This window comes from Sulfitobacter sp. IGS-18 (assembly GCF_059628195.1).
In genome coordinates this window covers 152,627-174,078 of sequence record NZ_CM184556.1, presented here as the reverse complement: position 1 = coordinate 174,078, position 21,452 = coordinate 152,627, and the positions used below count along the sequence as shown (strand labels likewise).

The window sequence follows — 21,452 nt, the reverse complement described above, 5'->3', positions numbered from 1 at the left end:
ACCAACGCGCAACACATGGAATTGACGTGAGGTCCCGGCAGGCTTTTCCTGACATCCGGCAAGAGCTGCGGCATATTCGAACAAACATCAAAGGAACCGTCATGACACAAGACATCGTTATCCTGGGTGGCGCACGGACCGCCATTGGCACTTTTGGCGGGTCACTGGCCGGTACACCCCCCATCGACCTGGGGACTGCTGCGGCGAAAGCCGCGATGGAACGCGCGGGGGTGACCCCTGATCGCATCGGGCATGTTGCCTTTGGCAATGTCATCAACACCGAACCGCGCGACATGTACCTGTCGCGTGTCGCCGCCATGCAGGCGGGTGTGCCCGACGTGGTTCCGGCGATGAACGTGAACCGCCTGTGCGGGTCCGGTGTGCAGGCCATCGTGTCGGTTGCACAATCCCTGATGCTGGGTGACGCGGAATTCGGCCTTGCCGGCGGGGCAGAGAACATGTCGCGCTCGCCCTACCTCCTTCAGAACGCCCGCTGGGGTCAGAAGATGGGCGATGTCAAATCGCTGGACATGATGCTGGGGACATTGAACTGCCCCTTTGGCAGCGGTCACATGGGCGTCACTGCGGAAAACGTGGCGGCGGAACACGGGATCAGCCGCGAGGACATGGACGCCTTCGCACTGGAGAGCCAGCAAAGGGCGGCGGCGGCCATCGCGGCAGGATATTTCACGGAACAGATCACCCCTGTCGAGATCCGGGTAAAGCGCGATACGGTCAATTTCGAGGTTGATGAACATCCCAAGGCCACCACGGCAGAGGCGCTGGCCAGCCTGCGCCCGGTGTTCAAGAAGGACGGCAGTGTGACGGCGGGCAATGCCAGCGGGATCAACGATGGCGCGGCGGCGGTCGTTCTGGCCACCGCTGAAGCAGCTGAGAAATCCGGCCTGACCCCCCGTGCGCGGATCATCGGCTATGCCCACGCCGGGGTAAGGCCCGAGGTGATGGGGATCGGCCCCGTGCCCGCGGTTGAAAACCTGCTGGCGCGGACCGGGCTGACAGTCGGCGATTTCGATGTCATCGAAAGCAACGAGGCCTTTGCATCGCAGGCCGTGGCGGTTTCCCGGAAACTGGGCTTTGACCCCGCAATCGTGAACCCGAATGGTGGCGCGATTGCATTGGGCCATCCCGTCGGGGCGACAGGCGCGATCATCACGGTCAAGGCAATGTATGAGCTTGAGCGGATCGGCGGCAGGCGCGCCCTGATCACCATGTGTATCGGCGGCGGTCAGGGGATCGCGCTGGCCATTGAACGGATGGGCTGACCCCAGGGCCTGCGGCGTTCATCTTCCACCACCCGTTTCAGTCGAAAATGAATGTCCACTGAGCCTAGATCACCGGACGCTTGTTCAGATGGTCAACGCGCTGCGCAACCTCGTCACGCAGGATGCCCGGGCGCGGCTTGTCCTGCAGCGTGGTGAACCAGTTCTCCGGCGGGTTCCTGCCCCGCCGGTTCCCGTCGAACCGTAACGCGCGCAGCACGGCTTCGGCAGGGGCCGGCAAGAGACCGGGCAGCGCATGATCATTCAGTATGCCCCAGATGCCCGCCCACATCCGGCCCACCGACCACGGATTGTACCCACCCCCACCCAGAACCAGCAGCCTTGGGGCAAGCCCCCGGATGGCGCGCAGAACGTCCCAATGGGCATTGTTGCTGAGCTGCATGTGCGACAGCGGGTCCTCTTCCAGACCGTCGGCACCGCATAGAAACACGATGGCTTCGGGCCGAAACGACAGCAGGCGCGGGATCAGGAATTCCTCTCTGACAAAGGCCATTTCGGTATCGTTGAATCCGCGCGGCACCGGCAGGTTGAAGGCATTTCCGCCACCGTCGTTTTCCAGCGGGCCGGTGCGGGGCCACAGACGTTCTTCGTGGACCGACATCATCAGGCAATCCGGATCACCGGCAAAGCCGACCTCCACCCCATCCGGGTGATGTGCGTCTATGTCCACAAAAGCGATCCGCCGGACCCCGTGATGCCGCAGGGACAGCATCGCCAGAACCGGATCGTTAAGATAGCAGAAACCATTGGCGCGGTCCGGCATCCCGTGATGCGTGCCACCCGCCGGGCTGTAGACCGTCCCGCCATCCTTCAACAGTTCACCGGCAAGGATCGAACCGCCCGCCGCCGTCGCCGGTCTGCGGAAAATCTCCGGAAAGACCGGGTTCGTCACGCTGCCGATATCATGGTTCTCGAAATCTGCCGGGGTCGCGGCCTGTTCCTTCTCGATCCGCTGAAGCGCCGCGATATAGCGCGGGGTATGCCAATGGGTCAGCGCTTCGGGCTTGGCGCGGGGTGATCTGATGAATTGACCCTCCTCCAGCCAGCCCAGCGCCCGCGCCAGATCCATGACCGTGGACACGCGCGGCACCCGCAAAGGGTGCCAGCGGCCGTAGGTCGAATGGCGGTAAATGTCGTGACCGATGAACAGGGGCTGCCTCATCGGCCAAATCTAACCTGCCACCACACAAATGCCATCTCTCTGTCGGGCAGAAACGAAAAAGGGCACCCGAAGGCGCCCTGATCCGGTCATTCAGAAACAGGTCTTATCTGGTGCCGTCAAGACCGGCTGCAGCTTCTGACACCATGGCGTCCAGATTCTGGTCGCAGATTGTCATGAAAGCTTCCATCGCAGCTTCATCCATCGGCACTGCCGTCATGTTGGATGCCGCGGTATTGCCGCCGGTCGGCTCGACCGCCTGGGCTTCACCGTCGATGACACTGCCGGTTTCGGAAGTACCGTCAGTCGCTTCCTCGGCGGAGGTGGTTCCCATGGTGCCCTGGTCTGCCTTGGCATTGCCATCGGTCACCATTCCGTCGGTTTCGCCGTCAATTTCGGCAATTGCCATCGAGGCAACGGTCATCTGTTCTTCGGGGGTCAATGCCTTGTATTCGGCACATGTCATGGAAGTGCTCATGTGCGCATCGGCAAGGGCGGGTGCGGCAACGCTGCCCATCAGGCTTGCGGCGGCGATTGTTTTTACGACAAAATTCATAATCATACTCCTTGATTTACTGTTGAAGAACCAACACTCACGGCGGCGGGCAGTTCCGAGACGGCCCGGTGCAGCCCGGCGACACCTGCGTGATGCGCCGCTCAATACATTGTTTTAATTTATAAAAATTTTCTGATCTTTCTTTTCGTTTGAAGCGAATAACTTTCTGCCCCTATGTCTTAAGACATTCAAAAGCCACATCCGGACCATCCGACCGCCAGGCGCACCGCCCTGATCTTATCCACTGGACGGTTCCGACCACTGCGCATAACCTTCGGAAAAATGGTCAGATATACATTCAAAAGATTGCTCTCCCTCCTGCTGAGCCTCGCTGTCGCTTCGCTGGTGATCTTTGCCGTGATCGAAGTGGCACCCGGCGATCCGGCGTCCTTCATGCTGGGCATGAACGCGCAGCCTGAAACCCTTGCCGCGCTGCGTACCGAACTTGGCCTGGATACTTCGAAGGTGGCGCGATACCTGGCCTGGGTCGGCGGCATGCTGACCGGCGATTTCGGCACCTCCTATACCTATCGCACACCGGTGATCGGGATGGTGGCAGACAGGTTGTGGGTCTCCCTGCCGCTTGCACTTTATGCGCTCGCGCTCAGCACCGCCGTGGCCTTTCCCGCCGGGATTTTTGCCGCGTCGCGCCGGGGACAGGCGGGCGACATCGGCGTCATGGGGGCCACCCAGCTTGGCGTTGCCATCCCGAACTTCTGGTTCGCAATGATGCTGGTCCTGATCTTTGCCATCAACCTGCGCTGGTTCGCGGCCGGCGGCTTTGTCGGCTGGGACAAGGGTTTCTGGGCCGGGATGCATGCGCTGACCCTGCCTGCCATAGCCCTTGCCCTGCCACAGGCGGCCATTCTTGCACGCGTCATGCGGTCTTCGCTGCTGGATGTGCTGGGCGAGGATTTCATGCGCACCGCCCGCGCAAAGGGGCTGACAGAGCGGCAGGCGCTGTGGCGGCACGGCTTGCGCAATGCGTTGATTCCGGTGCTGACCATCATCGGGCTACAGTTTTCCTTCCTGCTGGCCGGGTCGATCATCATCGAACAGGTGTTCTACCTGCCCGGTCTGGGGCGGCTGGTGTTCCAGTCGATTTCGGCCCGCGACCTGATCGTGGTGGAATCGGTGGTGATGCTGCTGGTCTTTTCGGTCATCGTGGTCAATTTCCTGGTCGATCTTGCCTATGCCGCCGTGGACCCCCGGCTGAGGTCGCGGTCATGAGGCGAAATCTGATCCTTGGCGGGATGCTCTCGGCGCTCTTCGTGCTTGCGGCGCTGATCAGCTTTGTCTGGACACCCTATGATCATGTGGCGCTGAACATACCGAACAAGCTGCAAACGCCCAACGCGGTGCATCTGCTGGGCACCGATCATTTCGGGCGCGACATCCTGAGCATGATCATGGTCGGCGCACGCACCTCCATCGCGGTGGCGCTGGTGGCGGTGGGCATCGGCATGGGGCTGGGCATTCCCCTGGGGCTATGGGCCGCCGCACGGCAGGGCAGCTGGCTGGACGAGCTGATCATGCGCGGCAACGACCTGGTCTTTGCCTTTCCCAGCATCGTCATCGCAATCCTGATCACCGCGATCTTCGGCGCGGGCGCGATCAACGCGATCATCGCCATCGGTATCTTCAACATACCCGTTTTTGCCCGGATCACGCGGGGTGCGGCCCTGTCGCTGTGGCAGCGCGAGTTCATCCTTGCCGCGCGGGTTGCAGGCAAATCCGCGGCACGCATATCGGTCGAACATATCCTGCCCAATGTCACCAACCTGCTGATCGTGCAGGGCACCATCCAGTTCTCCCTGGGTATCCTTGCCGAAGCGGCGCTCAGCTATGTTGGCCTGGGCGCGCAGCCGCCGACACCCTCCTGGGGCCGGATGTTGGCCGATGCGCAGACGCTGGTCAGCATTGCGCCGCATATGGCGCTGGTGCCCGGCTTTGCGATCATCCTGACAGTGCTTGGCCTGAACCTGATGGGCGACGGGTTGCGCGACTATCTCGACCCCCGGTTGCGGGTCGTCCGCGCATGAGCCTGCTGTCGATCCAGAACCTGTCACTGTCGATCTACGGTCTCGACATCCTGCGGGACGTGACCCTGTCCATCGCCGCGGGAGAGATTGTCGCCATCACCGGCGAAAGCGGATCGGGAAAATCGCTGACGGCATTGGCAGCGATGCAGCTCCTGCCGAAGGGAACGCAGACAAAGGGCCGGATCATGTTGGGCGAGACGGACCTGACGCAGCAGGACGAAAAGACGCTCTGCGGCATCCGGGGCAACGACATCGGCATGGTCTTTCAGGAGCCGATGACCGCGCTCAATCCGGTGCAGACCATCGGCGCACAGGTCGCCGAGACGATCCGCATCCACGACCGCAGCATATCGCGCGCCGCCGCTGAGATCCGCGCGGCAGAGACGCTGACCCGCGTGGGCCTGCCGCAGGACCGGTTCCCGCTTGGCCGCTATCCGCATGAATTGTCGGGTGGCCAGCGCCAGCGTGTGGTGATCGCCATGGCCATCGCGCTGCGGCCCCGCCTGCTGATCGCCGACGAACCCACCACCGCGCTGGACGTCACGACCCAGGCGCAGATCCTCGACCTGCTCAAGCATCTGGCCCGCGCCGACGGGATGGGCCTGATGATGATCACCCATGACCTCGCCGTGGTGGCCGACATGGCAGACCGCATTACCGTGATGCGCGAGGGCGAAGTGGTGGAAGAGGGTGAAACCGGGCATCTGCTGCGGCATATGAATCATCCCTATACCAGGATGCTCTTCGCCGCCTCCGGCCACCAGGTCTCCCTGCCCGAGGTCGCCGCACAGCCACCATTGCTTGAGGTCACGAATGTCAGCCGCGACTACCGTCTGCCGCGCACGACCCTGTTCAGCCCAGCAGGGCATTTCCGTGCCGTGGATGACGTGTCCTTTACCATCCACCGGGGCGAGCGGCTTGGCCTTGTCGGGGAGTCGGGGTGTGGAAAATCCACCCTGACCCGCGCGGTGCTGGGGCTTGAGCAGGTTCAGTCCGGCACGATCACACTGGATGGCGCGCCGGTATTCTCCGGCAATGCGCCCAACCTTGCGGTGCGGCGCAAGATGCAGGTGGTGTTCCAGGACCCTTTTGGCAGTTTCAACCCCCGGCACCGGGTGGACCGTCTGGTGACGGAACCGTTTCACCTGCTGCCCGACCCGCCAGTCGGCGCGGACCGGACACGGGCGATTGACGAGGCGCTGACAGCCGTGGGGCTGACCCCGGCGGACGCCCGCAAGTACATCCACGAATTCTCCGGCGGGCAGCGGCAGCGCATCGCCATCGCCCGCGCGCTGATCATCCGGCCCGAGCTGATCCTGTTCGACGAGGCCGTCAGCGCGCTGGATGTCTCGGTGCGCGCGCAGATCCTCGATCTGCTGGCGGAGCTTTGCGGCACCTATGATCTGACCTATCTGTTCATCTCGCATGATCTGTCGGTGGTACGCACCGTGACCGACCGGGTGCTGGTCATGCAATCGGGCAAGATCGTCGAAGAAGGGCCGACAGCGGAAACCTTTGACAACCCGCAGCATCCCTATACCCGCAGCCTGATCGACGCAGCCCCGGTCCTGCCGCAAATTCACGCGGCAGAATGACGGCCAGGATTTCCATAGCCCCGGTGCCGGAGTCGCGCCGCGCCGTCCTTGACGGGATGGCCCGCAGCTATTTCCGGGAGGTGCTGCCAAATGGCCCTGCCTTCTTTCCCAATGCGCTGGACCGCTACTGGATCGAACCCGGCCGCCATCCCTATCTGATCGAACAGGACGGCGAGCCCATCGGCTTTGCCCTGGTCTGGAACCACCCCGACGGGACCCACGAATTGACCGAATTCACCATCCTGCCCGCCCACCGGCATCAGGGCATCGGAACCCAGGCCGCCGAGATGATATTTCTCGCGCTTGGCGGGGATTGGGTGCTTGGCGTGGCAAGGAACCCGGCGGGGGCGATGGTTTTCTGGCAGCACTGCCTTGAGGCCTGCGAAGGTGTCTGCGAAATCGCGCGCCGCCCGCCGCGAACTGCCAATCAGGCGGGAAGTTTCTCTTTTCGCGTCGAACGCTGAGCGGGCTTGGCAAGCCATCCGACAGGCGGCACAGTAGAGTCCTCACCCAATTGGAAGGAGCCCATGCCATGAGACTGACCGGAAAAACAGCCATCATCACCGGCGGTGCCTCCGGGTTCGGGGCCGGCATCGTGCGTCGTTTCCTGCAAGACGGTGCGCGCGTCATGATCGCCGATCTGAACGGTTCCGCTGCAAGCGATCTGGCGCAGGAAATGGGCGATCACGCCATCGCACATACCGTCGACGTCAGCGACGGCCTTTCCGTCAACGACATGTGCCGCACGGCGATCGAGGAATGGGGCCATGTGGACATCCTGATCAACAATGCGGGTGTGACACACCTGCCGACCCCGCTTGATGAAGTGTCGGAAGAGGATTTTGACCGCGTGTTCAATGTGAACATGAAGTCGGTCTACCTGACCGCCCGCGCATTGGTGCCGCATATGAAGGAACGCGCGGCAGGTGCGATCCTCAACATTGCCTCAACCGCCGGTGTCTCGCCCCGTCCGAACCTGAACTGGTACAATGCCTCCAAGGGCTGGATGATCACCGCGACCAAGACAATGGCGGTCGAACTCGCCCCCAAGGGCATCCGGGTGAACGCGCTGAACCCGGTCGCGGGGGAAACCCCCCTTCTGAAAAGTTTCATGGGCGAGGACACGCCGGAAATGCGGGCGAAGTTTCTGTCCACCATCCCGCTTGGCCGGTTCTCGACCCCGCAGGACATGGGGAATGCGGCGCTGTTCCTCTGCTCGGACGAAGCCAGCATGATCACCGGTGTCGCCATGGAAGTCGACGGCGGCCGCTGCATATGAAGACCATCAATCTCGCCGGGAAGCTGGCCCGGATCAGCAGCCACTGGGATCCGCATGTGATCGCGGATTACAACGACAATGACGTCATGGTTGTCAAATTTCAGGGCGCCTTCCCGTTTCATCTGCACGAGGACACTGATGATTTCTTTCTGGTGCTCAAGGGGGAAATGGTGATGGAGCTTGAAGACGAGGCGCATCCAGTGAAGGCGGGGGAAATCTTTGTCGTGCCGAAAGGCGTGACCCACCGGCCGCGCGCCGATCAGGAATGCGAGGTTCTGCTGATCGAGCCAAAGGGTGTGCCGAACACCGGCGACCCGGCAACCGCCGCCGCGAAACCCCGCATCTGACCAGATGCCTTTTCAGATGCTGTTCCCGAACCAAAGCAGGCGTGCCCCATGAACACCGGCCCCAGAAACCTGATCACGGATGTCCCCGGCCTTTGGGTCGGCAACGCGCAGGACGAGGTGCTGAAATCCGGCACGACCGTTGTTGTCGGGGATGCGCCCTTTACCGCATCGGTGCACGTGATGGGCGGTGCCCCCGGCACGCGCGAGACCGATCTGCTTGCCCCGGACAAATCCGTCGAAGCCGTGGATGCGCTGGTGCTCTCGGGCGGCTCGGCATTCGGGCTCGACGCCTGTTCCGGCGTGGTTGACGGGCTGCGCGCGGCGGGGCGGGGTTTTCATGTGGGCGGTGCCGTCATCCCGCTTGTGCCGGGGGCGATCCTGTTCGACCTGCTCAATGGCGGGGACAAGACCTGGTCCGACAACCCATATCGCGCGCTGGGGCGGCGGGCCTTCGACGCGGCGACGCTTGAATTCGAACTGGGGACAGCCGGTGCAGGCACCGGCGCGCTGAGCGCGATGATGAAGGGCGGACTTGGCTCTGCCTCCCTCGTGCTGCCGGATGGCACCACGGTGGGGGCGCTTGTCGCCGCCAATCCGGTCGGGGCCGTGACCACACCGGGGGACCGGCATTTCTACGCTGCACCTTTCGAGGTGGGGGCTGAATTCGGCGGTCTGGGGCCGGATCCTGCCAGCGGCCTTGGCATGTCACTGGACAGCCGGAAGCTGCGCGCGCAAACGCCACGGGAAAACACCACCATCGCGATTGTCGCCACCAATGCCGCACTGACCAAGGCGCAGTGTCACCGCGTCGCCGTCGCGGCACATGACGGCATCGGTCGCGCAACGGTCCCGGCGCATACGCCACATGACGGCGATCTGGTCTTTGCGCTCAGCACCGGGGGCGGCACCCCCGGTGATGTGATGATGATCGGCCATGCCGCCGCCCTGTGCCTGTCCCGCGCCATCGCCCGCGCGATCTTTCACGCGTCGCCACGCCCCGGTGACCTCTTGCCCTGCTGGAGCGATCTGAATGCCTGACCTCGCGTTGAACGACCTGTCCCTGCATTATGAAGTCGAAGGGAACGGACCGCCGCTGGTCCTGCTCGCAGGCATGCTCAGCGACAGTGCCGCCTGGACACCCCTTGTGCCCCTGCTGCGCAACAGTTTCACGCTGATCCGCCCTGACAACCGCAGCACTGGACGCACAACGCCAAAGGACGCGCCGGCGACAATGGACCTGATGGTCCGCGACGTGATCGCGCTGATGGACCATCTGGGTCATGCGCGGTTTCACGTGGCGGGGCATTCGATGGGCGGGCTGATGACGCTTGAGATTGCCGGTCTGTTCGCAGACCGGGTTGCATCCGCAACCGTCATGGCCTCGGGCCGGGTGCGCAGCCCGCGCACAACGGCGGTGTTCGACGCGTTGCTGGCCATCCGCCGGATGCCAATGGGCGAGGAGACATGGCTGCGCGCGCTCTACCCCTGGATCTTCGGGCCCGCGTTCTTCACCGATCCCGGCAATGCCGAAGCGGCGCTCAAGGCCGCATTGGCCTATCCCTATGCGCAATCCCCGGACGCGATGGCCCATCAGATTGACGCCTTCAAGCTCTTCCGGCCAGAGACAAGCCTTTCAGACATCACCTGCCCGGCGCTGATCCTCTATGCCGCGCAGGATATCCTTGTGCCGCCCGCCCTGGCGAAACCGGGTTTCGACGGGATCGTGAAGAAGACCGAATTCACCGTGGAAAACGCCGGGCACTCGATCATCTGGGATGCGCCGGGCGATGTCGCATCCCGCCTGCTCGAATTCCTTTCAGAACATCCGATCAGATAGGACGCCCCGCCTTGATATTGCACCGCCAATACCCTGCCGCGCTACGCGCTCCCGGGACATTGGCGATGTGATCTGCCTTTGGTCAAAGGCGGGGCGTTGAAGCATCCGGCTGGTTCGGCGGCGTGGCCTGTTCCAGCGCGGGGATCGCCATGCAATTGTCGTGAATTCTCAGGATGGTCGGACAGTTGCTCATATCGACCTCAAAGCGCGCGTTGTTCAGGACCTGGGCGTAAAGGCACAGATCGGCCAGCCCAACGGTATCGCCGTGACAGAACTCTCCGGTCTCAGGCTCGGCGGCCAGCCGCGCCTCAAGCGCCTGCATGCCCGCCCCGGCCCACTTGCGGAACCAGGCCGCCTTGCCCGCCGCGTCCACGCCGAATTCAGCCTCCAGATGCTGGAGGATGCGCAGGTTGTTGACCGGGTGGATGTCCAGCGCGACGATCTGCGACAGGCTGCGCACCCGCGCCCTGCCCCATGGGTCAGCCGGCAACAGCGGCGGCTCCGGATGCACTTCGTCCAGCCATTCGAGGATCGCCAGAGATTGCGGCAGCGCACCCTGCGGCGTGACCAGCGTCGGGACCAATCCCGAAGGGTTCAGTGCCAGGTGTTCGGCGCTGGCCTGCTCCCCCTTCAGCAGGGACAGTGGGACGTAGTCATAGCTGAGCCCCTTGAGGTTCAGCGCGGCCCGGACCCGGACGGAGGTGGAGGACCGAAAATAATTATGCAGGACAAGATCGCTCATGCGCGCGGCCCGATGGTGACTTCCAGCTCGCCGACGCCTTCGACACCGCCGGTGATCACGTCACCGGTAACAACGGCCCCCACGCCAGCGGGTGTGCCGGTCATGATCACGTCGCCGGGTGCCAGGGCCATGGAATGGCTCAGGATCGAGACATGTTCACGCACTGACCAGATCAGGTCGGAAAGGTCCGCGTCCTGCCGGATTCTTCCGTTCACCGCCAGCCAGATGCGCCCCTGTTCGACACTGGGGACCTCCGCCAATGGTTTGATCGGGGCAATCGGCGCAGATTTGTCGAATGCCTTGCCCCAGTCCCAGGGGCGGCCCATCTCCTTGGCCTCGCCCTGCAGATCACGGCGCGTCATGTCCAGACCCACGGATGCGCCCCAGACATGTTCCATCACATCAGCTTCGGCGATCCGCACGCCGCCCTTGCCGATGGCGATGATCAATTCGATTTCGTAATGCAGGTTCTCGGTCAGCAGCGGATAGGGGATCGTGCAGGGCGTATCCAATGCGGCATCCGCCGGCTTTGTGAAAAAGAACGGCGCCTCGCGCGTCGGGTCCTTGCCCATCTCGCGGGCATGCGCTTCGTAATTCCGGCCGACGCAGAATATCCGCCGGATCGGAAACCGGTTTTCGCTTCCCTGCACGGCAAGGCTGGCCTGCTTGGGCGGGTCGATTACATACATGAGACGGCTCCTCTGCTTGGACACACCGAACACCGGCTGTCAGGCATCGTCAATGCCGAGCGTATTGGCCTATGCCATCTGATGACATAGAAGGACAGAAAGTTACGGCAGGAAAGTCACATGAAAAAAGCACTCATCACCGGCGTCACAGGGCAGGACGGCTCTTACCTGGCCGAACTCCTGCTGGAAAAAGGCTATGAAGTGCACGGGATCAAGCGCCGCGCATCCCTGTTCAATACCCAGCGGATCGACCACATCTTTCAGGACCCGCACGAGCGGAACCGCAATTTTCACCTGCATTACGGCGATCTGACCGATACCTCCAACCTGACCCGCATCCTGGCCGAGGTGCAGCCCGATGAGGTCTACAATCTTGGCGCACAAAGCCATGTTGCAGTCAGCTTTGAAGCTCCGGAATATACCGCTGATGTAGATGCCACCGGAGCGCTGCGCCTGCTGGAGGCGATCCGGTTCCTCAAGATGGATCAGAAGACGCGGTTCTATCAGGCGTCGACGTCGGAGCTTTATGGCCTCGTCCAGGAGACCCCGCAGACCGAAACAACACCGTTTCACCCCCGCAGCCCCTATGCCGTGGCCAAGATGTACGCCTATTGGATCACGGTGAATTACCGCGAGGCCTATGGGATGTATGCCTGCAACGGCATCCTGTTCAATCACGAAAGCCCGCGCCGGGGCGAGACCTTTGTCACCCGCAAGATCACACGCGGCCTGTCGAACATCGCACAGGGGCTGGAACCCTGCCTCTACATGGGCAACATCGACGCACTGCGCGACTGGGGGCATGCCAGGGACTATGTGCGCATGCAGTGGATGATGTTGCAGCAGGACACGCCAGAGGACTATGTGATCGCCACCGGCGTCCAGTATTCCGTGCGCCAGTTCATCGAATGGTCAGCGGCCGAACTGGGCCTGACCCTGCGGTTCGAAGGCAGCGGCGTGGAGGAGATCGGCATTGTCGACAAAATCACCGGCGACAAGGCCCCGGCACTGCGCGAGGGGGATGTGATTTTCCGCATCGATCCGCGCTATTTCCGCCCGGCAGAGGTGGAAACGCTGCTGGGTGATCCCTCCAAGGCCAAGGCCAAGCTGGGCTGGGTGCCCCAGATCACCGCGCAGGAGATGTGTGCCGAAATGGTCGCAAACGACCTGCGCAACGCCCAGCGCGAACGGGTGCTGAAGGATCACGGCTATGATCCGCAGATGTCGCGCGAGGACTGAGCGGTGGCGGGCAAGCTCTTTCTCACCGGTGGCGGTGGCATGGTGGGCCGCAACATCCGCGAACATGCGGCCGCGTCCGGTTGGCAGGTGCTGGCCCCCGGCTCTGCCGAGGTGGATCTGACGGATGCCCGCCAGACCGCCGATTACATCGCCGCACAGCAGCCCGACGTGATCGTCCATGCCGCCGGGCGCGTCGGCGGCATCCAGGCGAATATGGCGCATCCGGTGGCATTCCTGGAACAGAACATCGCCATCGGGCGCAATGTCATCATGGGCGCGCGTGCCGCCGGGGTGTCACGGCTGATCAACCTCGCCTCGACCTGCATGTATCCCGCAGAGGGGCAGAACCCCCTGCGGGAGGAAAGCATCCTCACCGGTCCGCTGGAACCCACGAACGAAGGCTATGCCATTGCCAAGATCATGGCGATGAAACTCTGCGACTATATCCGCGCTGAAGACCCCGAAGCGCAGTATAAGACGCTGATCCCCTGCAACCTCTATGGGCCATATGACAAGTTCGACCCCAAAGCCTCGCACCTGCTGCCGGCGATCATCCACAAGGTTCACGCGGCAAAACATTCCGGGGCCGATACGGTGGAAATCTGGGGCGACGGCACCGCGCGGCGCGAATTCATGTATGCGGGAGATCTGGCCGATGCCGTCTGGAAAGCGGTGCAGGATGCGGCCAGCCTTCCCGGTGCCATGAACATCGGGCTGGGTCATGATCATTCGATCAACGATTATTACGCAACCGTCGCCGGGGTGATCGGCTGGCAGGGGACATTCACCCACGACCTGTCCCGCCCTGTCGGCATGAAACAGAAACTCTGCGCCACCGACCGGCAGACCGCCTGGGGCTGGCAGGCCCCGACCACATTGCGCGACGGGATCGCCAAGACCTACCGCCATTACCTGGAGCACCATGCGTCATGAGCTTTACCTACCCCCTTGCCACGTCCTCCTGGGACGACGCGGAATATGCCGCCATCGACCGGGTGATCAAATCCGACATGTTCTCCATGGGGCCGGAAGTCCGCGCCTATGAGGAAGAATTCGCCGATCTCTTCGGCTCGAAATTCGCGGTCATGGTCAATTCAGGGTCTTCCGCGAACCTGCTGATGACAGCGGCGCTGTTCTACACCAGGAACGCCGCGCTGAAACTGAGCCGGGGGGACGAGGTGATCGTGCCTGCGGTCAGCTGGTCCACCACCTATTATCCCCTGTCGCAATACGGCCTGCGGCTGAAGTTCGTGGACATCGACCGCGAAACGCTGAACTACGACCTTGATGCGCTGGAGGCCGCGATCACCGACAAGACGCGCGCGCTGATGGTGGTGAACCTGCTGGGCAACCCCAATGACTTTGCCCGGCTCAAAGCCCTGACAGAACCGCGCGGCATCGTGATGATCGAGGACAATTGCGAATCCATGGGTGCTACCTTTGACGGCAAGCAGGCAGGCACCTTCGGCGTGATGGGCAGCTATTCGTCCTTCTTCTCGCACCACATCTCGACCATGGAAGGCGGCATGGTCGTGACCGATGACGAGGAGTTGTATCACGTCATGCTGTCCCTGCGGGCCCATGGCTGGACCCGGAACCTGCCCAAGTTCAACCACGTCACGGGTGAAAAATCAGACGATCCTTTTGAAGAGAGCTTTCGCTTTGTCCTGCCGGGGTACAACCTGCGACCGCTGGAGATGTCCGGCGCGCTGGGGCGGGAGCAGATCAGGAAGCTGCCGGGGCTGGTCGAAGGCCGGCAGGCCAATGGCGCGCTGCTGCAGGAAGCGCTTGAAGGGCATCCGCGCTTCATGATCCAGCGCGAGATCGGCAAATCAAGCTGGTTCGGCTTTTCGCTGGTCCTGCGGGAAGAACACGCCGGAACACGAGCGCAACTGGTCCGCGAATTGGGGGAAAAGGGCTTTGAGTGCCGTCCCATCGTGGCCGGAAACTTTGCCAAGAACGAGGTCATGCAACACATCGACCACGAAATTCACGGGGTACTGGCGAATGCCGATTACATCGACGCCAATGGGCTCTTCGTCGGCAACCACCACTACCCCCTGCCCGAGGCGATCAGGGAATTGGCCAGGCTCTAGGATCAAGTCCCCGGGGCACTGAAAACGCGGGCCTGCTGATTGTTGATCGTCAACCGCATCCCCCGATTGTTTCTGATGCGTAAACAGTCCAGAGTCTGAAAACCGCAGTTGGCAACAAATTCCACAGGCCGCTCCCCGCGCCATATTCCCGCCGCTTTGGGAGGGTTAAGGTCGCCCGGAACAACGACGAGGACAATGTGATGACAGCACAGGAGATCACCCCGGTTATCCTTTGCGGAGGCTCGGGAACGCGGCTTTGGCCCGTGTCCCGCAAGAGTTTCCCCAAGCAGTTCATCGCCCTGATCGGTGAGGGCAGCCTGTACCAGCAGTCGACCAAGCGGTTGTCGGGGCCGGGCTATGCCGCGCCGATGATCGTGACCAATTCGGATTTCCGTTTTATCGCGACACAGCAGCTGGCCGATGCGGGCCTTGATCCCGGCGCTGTGCTGATCGAACCGCAGGCACGCAACACGGCGCCCGCGCTGCTGGCGGCTGCCCTCGTGCAGACGCAGTCGGACCCCGAGGCCCTGATGCTCGCCGCCCCTTCTGACCATTATATCACGCAGGCGGAAAAGTTTCGCGAAAGCGTGCAATCCGGCGTGGCGGCGGCCCTGGCGGGGCAGATCGTGACCTTCGGGATCACACCGGACCGCCCGGAGACAGGCTATGGCTACCTCGAACTGGGTGAAGGGGACAGGGCGACCGCGGTGCCGCTGAAACGCTTTGTCGAGAAACCCAAGCTGGCAGAGGCCGAGCGGATGCTGGAGGCCGACGGGTATCTGTGGAACGCGGGCATTTTCATGTACACCGCCAGAACCCTGGTGGATGCCTATGCGGCCCATGCGCCCGAGATGCTGAAACATGTGCAAGCCGCTGTCGACGCCGCCAGACCCGACCTGGGATTCCTGCGCCTGGATCCAGAGGCCTGGGCACAATGCGAAGACATTTCCGTCGATTTCGCGATCATGGAAAAGGTGAACAACCTGAGCGTGATCGAACATCACGGCGACTGGTCCGATCTTGGTGGTTGGACGGCGGTGCATCAACATGCACAAACGGATGCAAATGGTGTCGCTTTGCAGGGCACTGCATTGGCGATTGATTGCAAGGACAGCCTTTTGCGGTCTGAAAACGAAGGGCAACAGATCGTCGGGCTCGGGCTGGACGGGATCGTTGCGGTGGCCATGCCGGATGCTGTGCTGATCGCCCACCGGGACCGTGTGGCCGAGGTTGGCAATGTGGTCAAGGAAATGCGCAGGCGCGACATTCCCCAGGCCGATACCTTTCCCAGGGATCACCGCCCCTGGGGCTTTTTCGAAACCCTGATCCTGGGCGGGCGGTTCCAGGTCAAGCGTATCGTGGTGACCCCCGGCGCCGCGCTGAGCCTGCAAAGCCATGTGCACCGGTCGGAACATTGGATCGTGGTCGCCGGAACGGCAAAGGTGACCATCGACGACAAGGTGCAATTGGTCTGTGAAAACGAATCCGTCTACATCCCGCTTGGCGCCGTTCACAGGATGGAAAACCCCGGCAAGGTGCCGATGGAGCTGATCGAGGTGCAAACCGGAAGCTATCTGGGTGAAGACGACATCGTGCGCTATGAAGACGTCTATGCGCGCGGCCAGGGCGCAAAGGGGTAGCTCTCCCCCGGACTTGCGGCTTACCGCTCAGCGGCCGTTTATCTGAAACCCAGAGTTCAAATGAAGACATGTCTAAAATGACGTGTCTTCATGTGCAGGCCGACAACCAGGGCGGTACCGCAGGCCTGCGTTATTTCAGCATGGAGGCCAGATAGGCACCATAGCCGTTCTTGCGGAAAAGCTCAGCCCGTTCCGTCAACTGTGCATCGTCGATCCAGCCCAGATCATGCGCGATTTCTTCCAGGCAACCGGTCTGCAGACCCTGCCGGGTGGTCAGCGTCCGCACGAAATTACCCGCATCCAGCAGGCTCGCGTGGGTGCCGGTATCAAGCCAGGCATAACCGCGCCCCATGCGGTTCACCCGCAGCGCGCCCTTGGCCAGATACATCTCAAGCAGGGTGGTGATTTCCAGCTCGCCACGCTCTGACGGCTTGACCTGCCGGGCCAGCTTTGGCGCGTCGGCGTCCAGGAAATAAAGCCCCGTCACCGCGTAATTGGAGGCGGGCTTCTCCGGCTTTTCGATAATGGATTGCGCCACGCCATCCTTGTTGAATCCCACCACCCCATAGCGTTCGGGATCGGACACATGGTAGCCGAATACCGTCCCGCCGCTTTCCTGCGCATCCGCGTCTGCCAGCAGTTCGGGCAACCCGTGACCGAAAAAGATGTTGTCCCCCAGAACCATCGCCGAAGGCGCGCCGTCCAGGAAATCTTCGGCGAGGATATAGGCCTGCGCCAGCCCGTCCGGGCTGGGCTGGGTGATATAGGTCAGCGAAATGCCCCACTGGCTGCCGTCGCCGAGCGTCCGCTTGAACTGATCCTGATCCTGCGGCGTCGTGATCATCGCGATCTCGCGAATACCGGCCAGCATCAGGACAGAAATAGGATAATAGATCATCGGCTTGTCATAGATCGGCAGCAGTTGCTTGCTGACGCCCATCGTGATCGGGTACAGGCGCGTGCCCGAACCGCCGGCCAGAATAATACCTTTGCGCTGTGTCATCCGGATGCTCCAATGTCTTTTAAAATAAGCGTGAGTGTGGCCTGCCAGTCGGGCCGTGAAATGCCAAAACGGCGCTCCGTCTCGGAACAATCCATGCGCGAATTCAACGGCCGAACCGCCGGGGTCGGATAATCTGATGATGGGATATCCCTGACCTCGCAGGACACCCCGGCCTTGTCAAAGATCGCCCGCGCGAAATCTGCCCAACTGCAGTCGGGGGCCCCTGAAAAATGATAGGTCCCGGTCTTTTCGGGATCGGCTGCCAGTTGTCCGGCGATGGAATGGCAGGCAGCGGCGATTTCCCGCGCGCCAGTTGGTCCGCCAATCTGGTCCGCCACGATGGTCAGGACATCACGTTCGGCACCAAGCCGCAACATGGTCTTAACAAAGTTGTTTCCATGCGCCGAAACAACCCAGGAGGTGCGCAGAATTGCATGGGTGCCGCCTGCCGCCCGCACCGCTTCCTCGCCGGCACATTTCGACCGGCCATAGGCGCTCAGCGGGCCGGTCTGATCGTCAGCTGTCCAGGGCCGGGTCCCGCCCCCCTCGAACACATAATCGGTCGAGATATGGACAAGGGGAATCCCCAGGTCGGCACAGGCCCGCGCCATGGCACCGGGGCTGTCGGCGTTGATAACAGTTGCCAGTGCCTCGTCACTCTCGGCCTTGTCCACGGCGGTAAAGGCCGCCGCATTGATCACGGCACCGGGGCGTTCCGCCTTGATAAGCGCCGCGCAGGCCTCCGGAGAAGCAAGATCGGCACCTGCCCGCCCCACGCATTTCATCCCGTCCAGCAGGGCCAGCTCCCGCGCGACCTGACCGGTTTCACCAAAAACAAGAATGGTCATATGGCTTCCTTCCGATGGTTGCTTCAGGCTTTGACGCCCAGCCGTTCACCGACACCCGCGCGTGCCTGCAACGCGCGCCACCAGTCCTCGTTATCGAGATACCATTGCACTGTCCGCTCCAGCCCCTCGTCCAGCGTGACGGAAGGCCGCCAGCCCAGTTCGGTCCTGATGCGTGTCGGGTCAATTGCATAGCGCAGATCATGCCCCGCACGATCCTCGACAAAGGCAATCTGCTCTTCGTACCTGGTGTCCTTTGGCCGTTTCTCATCCAGGATACCGCAGATTTTCCTGACGATATCAATGTTGCGGGCCTCGTTCTCGCCCCCGATGTTATAGCTTCGACCCAGAACGCCTTTTTCCAGCACAAGCAAGAGAGCGTCAGCATGATCTTCGACAAAAAGCCAGTCGCGCACGTTGATCCCCTGCCCGTAGACCGGCAGCGGCTTGCCCGCCAAAGCGTTCAGAATGATCACCGGGATCAGTTTTTCAGGAAAATGAAACGGCCCGTAGTTGTTCGAGCAGTTCGTCAGGACAACCGGCAACCCATAGGTTTCGTGCCACGCCCGCACCAGGTGGTCACTCGACGCTTTGGAGGCCGAATAGGGCGACCGCGGATCATATGGCGTATCCTCGGTGAACATGCCTGTTTCACCCAGCGACCCGAAGACCTCGTCGGTGGAGATGTGGTGGAACCGGAACCCCTCAGGCTTTCCCGCCGTCACCCAATAGGCACGGGCAGCCTCAAGCATGTTGTAGGTGCCGGTGATGTTGGTCTCGACAAAATCGCCGGGTCCGTCGATGGACCGGTCCACATGGCTTTCTGCAGCCAGATGCATCACCGCATCGGGCGCATGTTTTGAAAAGGCCGCGTCCAGTGCCGCACGGTCGCGGATATCGACCTGCTCAAACGCGTAAAGCGGGCTGTCCTTGACGCTGTCGAGGTTTTCGAGACATCCCGCATAGGTCAATGCATCCAGATTGACGACGTCATGACCACGCGCCACGGCAAGACGCACGACAGCGGAGCCGATGAAGCCGGCACCACCCGTTACCATGATCTTCATGCTGCACCTTCAAATTGGAACGGGGTTTCAAAATCGGCGAGCAGCGGGGCCTTGCCATCCTTCTCGGACAGGACGGCATCACCACTCAACCCCCAGTCGATCCCGATGTCAGGATCATCAAAACGCACGGCGCCGTCACATTCAGGCGCGTAATAATCGCTGCACTTGTAGATGATTTCCGTATCCGGTGCCCTGGTCGCAAAGCCATGCAGGAACCCCGCCGGGATCAAAAGCTGCAACCCGTTCTCGGCCGTCAGTTCGTATCCGACCCACTGGCCGAATGTCGGGCTCCCCTTGCGGATATCGACGGCCACGTCAAAGAGTGCCCCACGACCGCATCGCACCAGCTTGTCCTGCGCATGCGGCGGGGACTGAAAATGCAGCCCGCGCACCGTATTGACAGCAGCAGAAACCGAATGGTTGTCCTGGACGAAATCAAGGTCAATGCCCTGATCAGCAAGCTTTTTGCGATTCCAGCTTTCGGAAAAGAAGCCACGATTGTCACCAAATCGCGGTGGATTCAGCAAGACCACGCCGGGGAGTTTGGTCCGAGTAATAAAGTCCACGAAATTGCTCCGTCATTCTCAATCGCTCTGCCTTTAGCAAGCAGGCCTGAGAATGTCACGGCGCGAGTGGCGGCACTGCCGAAGTTTCGGACAATGCCGGGGATTACCGCCTATGAAACGACAGTTCGGTCCGTGACCCGCCGCCAGTCGGTGCCATCCGAGAAGGCCGGAACAGCGCCGCCCGTCTCGTCGGTGACAAAAACCTGGGCACCTGCACCCGCCGCTGCGGCACTGGGCAGGGTCGCAACGGAATAGCTGCACAATTGCACAGGGCCGAAATGGCTGGTTACCATCGTCGCTTTGTCGATCTTCAGAACATCCTCTGAATTTGCTTCGTCGCGCAGCTTGAAATCGCCGGCGCCGGTGATCTTGAACTTCCAGTTCCCGCCCGACGGCTCATCCAACATGATGAATGATGCGCCTCCGATTCCGCCCGTGTTATGCACCCGCACGCTGGGTGCATCCTCGGCCATGACCGAAAGTGTCTGGGTGCCCACCCCTTCGCCAATGATCACAGAGCCGGTGGTTCGGTCGACCTGGATGGCCCGCAGGAATGTCGTGCCGTCCGCGCTTACCTTGATGGCAAAATCATCATCCCCCGAGGTCCCGATTTCGGCGCGCCCGGAAAATCCGGTCTGGAACAGCAGGCTGGCGGTGTCGCTGGAGGCCGACTTGTTGATCTTGACCTGGTGATCCCCACCCGCGTGAGAGAGCAAGGTTGCGTCAGCTGCAACGCTCAGACGGTTTGTCGTGTCTGCCGTGGCATTCACCCCGACAAGGGGCAGGTTCTGCATATCGATCTCGGGTGCGGCAGGTGCCACCCATGTCGTACCGTCGAAACGCAACGTCTCGCCCGAGCCTGCGATATCGGCACGCCAGCCTGTGCCGGGCTCAAAGAACTGCCAGCTTTCGTCCACCCACAATGCGATGTTGTGGTCCTGACCCGCCCAGGCATCAGCGCCGGGAGCAGCGACGATATAGCGATCCCCATCAGCCGGAAGCGCCGGGGGCGTGCCCAGTTCTGCGTTCAGCACCGAGAGTTGCGTCACCGCATCCAGGATGCGCAGCGCTTCATTGTGGGTGACATGCTTTTGCGCCTGCGCAGGTTGCAGATAGGGCAGGGCGAGGGCCGGGGAAGTCTCTGGCATCCAAATATCCTTTACGGGGTCTTTCCATTGCGGTCGCCGTGAGGATTGGCAAATGAAGGTAAACAAGCCGCCATGCAGCGAACGTTTGACCCAAATTTTACGCAACAGATAACCTTTAAAATGCGCCTTATCGGCCCCGGTATGGCCACATTCGCTCCCAGCCCCGCCCACGTTCAACTGCCAGGAATGGCACCGGGTAATTGGGAGCTGGTGGCATGGTACGTGCAGTCTTTTCTGTGGAAAATCCTCTGATCGCATCACAACAAGGGGCATTGGTCGGGATCAACGATCTGCAGTTGGT

Annotated in this window: 22 protein-coding genes; 13 read left to right on the top strand and 9 right to left on the bottom strand. The window is 61.8% G+C overall.

Annotated elements, in window-relative coordinates:
- Nucleotides 1-101 precede the first annotated feature (101 nt).
- On the top strand, nt 102-1,283 hold the full coding sequence (locus ACWNZ3_RS00790) for an acetyl-CoA C-acyltransferase family protein (RefSeq protein WP_496900868.1): 1,182 nt from the start codon (nt 102-104) through the stop codon (nt 1,281-1,283).
- Nucleotides 1,284-1,347: 64 nt separating this feature from the next.
- Here the strand turns inward: ACWNZ3_RS00790 and ACWNZ3_RS00785 are convergent, their stop codons facing one another.
- Nucleotides 1,348-2,463 (bottom strand): acetoin utilization protein AcuC, encoded by a 1,116-nt coding sequence (locus ACWNZ3_RS00785; RefSeq protein ID WP_496900867.1) that lies wholly within the window; start codon nt 2,461-2,463, stop codon nt 1,348-1,350.
- A 103-nt stretch (nt 2,464-2,566) separates the two neighbouring features.
- A complete protein-coding gene (locus ACWNZ3_RS00780) occupies nt 2,567-3,016 on the bottom strand; it encodes a hypothetical protein (RefSeq protein ID WP_269363069.1) in 450 nt (149 codons plus the stop codon).
- A 282-nt stretch (nt 3,017-3,298) separates the two neighbouring features.
- Between ACWNZ3_RS00780 and ACWNZ3_RS00775 the strand changes: the two genes are divergently transcribed.
- The 8 genes from ACWNZ3_RS00775 (at nt 3,299) to ACWNZ3_RS00740 (ending at nt 10,116) form a co-directional block, all read left to right on the top strand.
- Nucleotides 3,299-4,246: an ABC transporter permease gene (locus tag ACWNZ3_RS00775; RefSeq protein WP_114274116.1), complete on the top strand. Its 948-nt coding sequence runs from the start codon at nt 3,299-3,301 to the stop codon at nt 4,244-4,246.
- Entirely contained in the window at nt 4,243-5,058 is an 816-nt protein-coding gene (locus tag ACWNZ3_RS00770; protein WP_269363072.1) for an ABC transporter permease, read from the top strand. Before ACWNZ3_RS00775 ends, ACWNZ3_RS00770 begins: the two co-directional genes overlap by 4 nt.
- Nucleotides 5,055-6,653, top strand: a complete 1,599-nt coding sequence (locus ACWNZ3_RS00765) for an ABC transporter ATP-binding protein (RefSeq protein WP_496900866.1) — start codon at nt 5,055-5,057, stop codon at nt 6,651-6,653. Before ACWNZ3_RS00770 ends, ACWNZ3_RS00765 begins: the two co-directional genes overlap by 4 nt.
- A complete protein-coding gene (locus tag ACWNZ3_RS00760; protein ID WP_496900865.1) occupies nt 6,650-7,117 on the top strand; it encodes a GNAT family N-acetyltransferase in 468 nt (155 codons plus the stop codon). The genes ACWNZ3_RS00765 and ACWNZ3_RS00760 overlap by 4 nt, the downstream gene beginning before the upstream one ends.
- Nucleotides 7,118-7,185: 68 nt before the next feature.
- The gene (locus tag ACWNZ3_RS00755; protein ID WP_114274112.1) at nt 7,186-7,932 is read left to right on the top strand and encodes an SDR family oxidoreductase; all 747 of its coding nucleotides are present in this window, start codon (nt 7,186-7,188) and stop codon (nt 7,930-7,932) included.
- The gene (locus tag ACWNZ3_RS00750) at nt 7,929-8,279 is read left to right on the top strand and encodes a cupin domain-containing protein (protein WP_269363079.1); all 351 of its coding nucleotides are present in this window, start codon (nt 7,929-7,931) and stop codon (nt 8,277-8,279) included. The genes ACWNZ3_RS00755 and ACWNZ3_RS00750 overlap by 4 nt, the downstream gene beginning before the upstream one ends.
- Nucleotides 8,280-8,327: 48 nt before the next feature.
- Complete coding sequence (locus ACWNZ3_RS00745; RefSeq protein WP_496900864.1) at nt 8,328-9,317, top strand: P1 family peptidase; 990 nt, start codon at nt 8,328-8,330, stop codon at nt 9,315-9,317.
- Nucleotides 9,310-10,116 carry an alpha/beta fold hydrolase gene (locus ACWNZ3_RS00740; protein ID WP_496900863.1) on the top strand — a complete coding sequence of 269 codons (807 nt, stop codon included), beginning with the start codon at nt 9,310-9,312 and terminating at the stop codon, nt 10,114-10,116. The genes ACWNZ3_RS00745 and ACWNZ3_RS00740 overlap by 8 nt, the downstream gene beginning before the upstream one ends.
- An 82-nt stretch (nt 10,117-10,198) precedes the next feature.
- On the opposite strand, the gene maiA is transcribed toward ACWNZ3_RS00740, so the two are convergent.
- Together maiA and ACWNZ3_RS00730 are read right to left on the bottom strand one after the other, a co-directional pair.
- A complete protein-coding gene (maiA, locus tag ACWNZ3_RS00735; protein ID WP_496900862.1) occupies nt 10,199-10,858 on the bottom strand; it encodes a maleylacetoacetate isomerase in 660 nt (219 codons plus the stop codon).
- On the bottom strand, nt 10,855-11,547 hold the full coding sequence (locus tag ACWNZ3_RS00730; RefSeq protein WP_496900861.1) for a fumarylacetoacetate hydrolase family protein: 693 nt from the start codon (nt 11,545-11,547) through the stop codon (nt 10,855-10,857). Before ACWNZ3_RS00730 ends, maiA begins: the two co-directional genes overlap by 4 nt.
- A gap of 120 nt (nt 11,548-11,667) precedes the next feature.
- On the opposite strand from ACWNZ3_RS00730, the gene gmd reads away from it, so the two are divergent.
- From gmd to ACWNZ3_RS00710, 4 genes are all read left to right on the top strand, one after another.
- Complete coding sequence (gene gmd, locus ACWNZ3_RS00725) at nt 11,668-12,786, top strand: GDP-mannose 4,6-dehydratase (protein WP_496900860.1); 1,119 nt, start codon at nt 11,668-11,670, stop codon at nt 12,784-12,786.
- 3 nt (nt 12,787-12,789) lie between these two features.
- Nucleotides 12,790-13,719, top strand: coding sequence for a GDP-L-fucose synthase family protein (locus ACWNZ3_RS00720; protein WP_496900859.1), 930 nt, complete (start codon nt 12,790-12,792; stop codon nt 13,717-13,719).
- The gene (locus tag ACWNZ3_RS00715; protein ID WP_269363092.1) at nt 13,716-14,882 is read left to right on the top strand and encodes a DegT/DnrJ/EryC1/StrS family aminotransferase; all 1,167 of its coding nucleotides are present in this window, start codon (nt 13,716-13,718) and stop codon (nt 14,880-14,882) included. Before ACWNZ3_RS00720 ends, ACWNZ3_RS00715 begins: the two co-directional genes overlap by 4 nt.
- 200 nt (nt 14,883-15,082) lie before the next feature.
- Nucleotides 15,083-16,522 carry a mannose-1-phosphate guanylyltransferase/mannose-6-phosphate isomerase gene (locus ACWNZ3_RS00710; RefSeq protein WP_496900858.1) on the top strand — a complete coding sequence of 480 codons (1,440 nt, stop codon included), beginning with the start codon at nt 15,083-15,085 and terminating at the stop codon, nt 16,520-16,522.
- Nucleotides 16,523-16,652: 130 nt separating this feature from the next.
- Here the strand turns inward: ACWNZ3_RS00710 and rfbA are convergent, their stop codons facing one another.
- The 5 genes from rfbA to ACWNZ3_RS00685 all read right to left on the bottom strand — a co-directional run bounded on the left by rfbA (nt 16,653) and on the right by ACWNZ3_RS00685 (nt 21,151).
- A complete protein-coding gene (gene rfbA, locus ACWNZ3_RS00705) occupies nt 16,653-17,525 on the bottom strand; it encodes a glucose-1-phosphate thymidylyltransferase RfbA (protein ID WP_269363095.1) in 873 nt (290 codons plus the stop codon).
- Nucleotides 17,522-18,373 (bottom strand): dTDP-4-dehydrorhamnose reductase, encoded by an 852-nt coding sequence (gene rfbD / locus ACWNZ3_RS00700; RefSeq protein ID WP_496900857.1) that lies wholly within the window; start codon nt 18,371-18,373, stop codon nt 17,522-17,524. The genes rfbA and rfbD overlap by 4 nt, the downstream gene beginning before the upstream one ends.
- A gap of 23 nt (nt 18,374-18,396) precedes the next feature.
- Nucleotides 18,397-19,437 (bottom strand): dTDP-glucose 4,6-dehydratase, encoded by a 1,041-nt coding sequence (gene rfbB / locus ACWNZ3_RS00695; protein WP_274573436.1) that lies wholly within the window; start codon nt 19,435-19,437, stop codon nt 18,397-18,399.
- On the bottom strand, nt 19,434-19,970 hold the full coding sequence (rfbC, locus tag ACWNZ3_RS00690) for a dTDP-4-dehydrorhamnose 3,5-epimerase (RefSeq protein WP_496900855.1): 537 nt from the start codon (nt 19,968-19,970) through the stop codon (nt 19,434-19,436). The genes rfbB and rfbC overlap by 4 nt, the downstream gene beginning before the upstream one ends.
- 143 nt (nt 19,971-20,113) lie before the next feature.
- Entirely contained in the window at nt 20,114-21,151 is a 1,038-nt protein-coding gene (locus tag ACWNZ3_RS00685) for a DUF2793 domain-containing protein (RefSeq protein WP_496900854.1), read from the bottom strand.
- Nucleotides 21,152-21,452 lie beyond the last annotated feature (301 nt).

Bases quoted from the DNA above. Each gene is read 5' to 3' on its own strand.
- ACWNZ3_RS00790 (WP_496900868.1), top strand. From the start codon at position 102: ATGACACAAGACATCGTTATCCTGGGTGGCGCACGGACCGCCATTGGC.
- ACWNZ3_RS00785 (WP_496900867.1), bottom strand. From the start codon at position 2,463: ATGAGGCAGCCCCTGTTCATCGGTCACGACATTTACCGCCATTCGACC.
- ACWNZ3_RS00780 (WP_269363069.1), bottom strand. From the start codon at position 3,016: ATGAATTTTGTCGTAAAAACAATCGCCGCCGCAAGCCTGATGGGCAGC.
- ACWNZ3_RS00775 (WP_114274116.1), top strand. From the start codon at position 3,299: ATGGTCAGATATACATTCAAAAGATTGCTCTCCCTCCTGCTGAGCCTC.
- ACWNZ3_RS00770 (WP_269363072.1), top strand. From the start codon at position 4,243: ATGAGGCGAAATCTGATCCTTGGCGGGATGCTCTCGGCGCTCTTCGTG.
- ACWNZ3_RS00765 (WP_496900866.1), top strand. From the start codon at position 5,055: ATGAGCCTGCTGTCGATCCAGAACCTGTCACTGTCGATCTACGGTCTC.
- ACWNZ3_RS00760 (WP_496900865.1), top strand. From the start codon at position 6,650: ATGACGGCCAGGATTTCCATAGCCCCGGTGCCGGAGTCGCGCCGCGCC.
- ACWNZ3_RS00755 (WP_114274112.1), top strand. From the start codon at position 7,186: ATGAGACTGACCGGAAAAACAGCCATCATCACCGGCGGTGCCTCCGGG.
- ACWNZ3_RS00750 (WP_269363079.1), top strand. From the start codon at position 7,929: ATGAAGACCATCAATCTCGCCGGGAAGCTGGCCCGGATCAGCAGCCAC.
- ACWNZ3_RS00745 (WP_496900864.1), top strand. From the start codon at position 8,328: ATGAACACCGGCCCCAGAAACCTGATCACGGATGTCCCCGGCCTTTGG.
- ACWNZ3_RS00740 (WP_496900863.1), top strand. From the start codon at position 9,310: ATGCCTGACCTCGCGTTGAACGACCTGTCCCTGCATTATGAAGTCGAA.
- maiA (WP_496900862.1), bottom strand. From the start codon at position 10,858: ATGAGCGATCTTGTCCTGCATAATTATTTTCGGTCCTCCACCTCCGTC.
- ACWNZ3_RS00730 (WP_496900861.1), bottom strand. From the start codon at position 11,547: ATGTATGTAATCGACCCGCCCAAGCAGGCCAGCCTTGCCGTGCAGGGA.
- gmd (WP_496900860.1), top strand. From the start codon at position 11,668: ATGAAAAAAGCACTCATCACCGGCGTCACAGGGCAGGACGGCTCTTAC.
- ACWNZ3_RS00715 (WP_269363092.1), top strand. From the start codon at position 13,716: ATGAGCTTTACCTACCCCCTTGCCACGTCCTCCTGGGACGACGCGGAA.
- ACWNZ3_RS00710 (WP_496900858.1), top strand. From the start codon at position 15,083: ATGACAGCACAGGAGATCACCCCGGTTATCCTTTGCGGAGGCTCGGGA.
- rfbA (WP_269363095.1), bottom strand. From the start codon at position 17,525: ATGACACAGCGCAAAGGTATTATTCTGGCCGGCGGTTCGGGCACGCGC.
- rfbD (WP_496900857.1), bottom strand. From the start codon at position 18,373: ATGACCATTCTTGTTTTTGGTGAAACCGGTCAGGTCGCGCGGGAGCTG.
- rfbB (WP_274573436.1), bottom strand. From the start codon at position 19,437: ATGAAGATCATGGTAACGGGTGGTGCCGGCTTCATCGGCTCCGCTGTC.
- ACWNZ3_RS00685 (WP_496900854.1), bottom strand. From the start codon at position 21,151: ATGCCAGAGACTTCCCCGGCCCTCGCCCTGCCCTATCTGCAACCTGCG.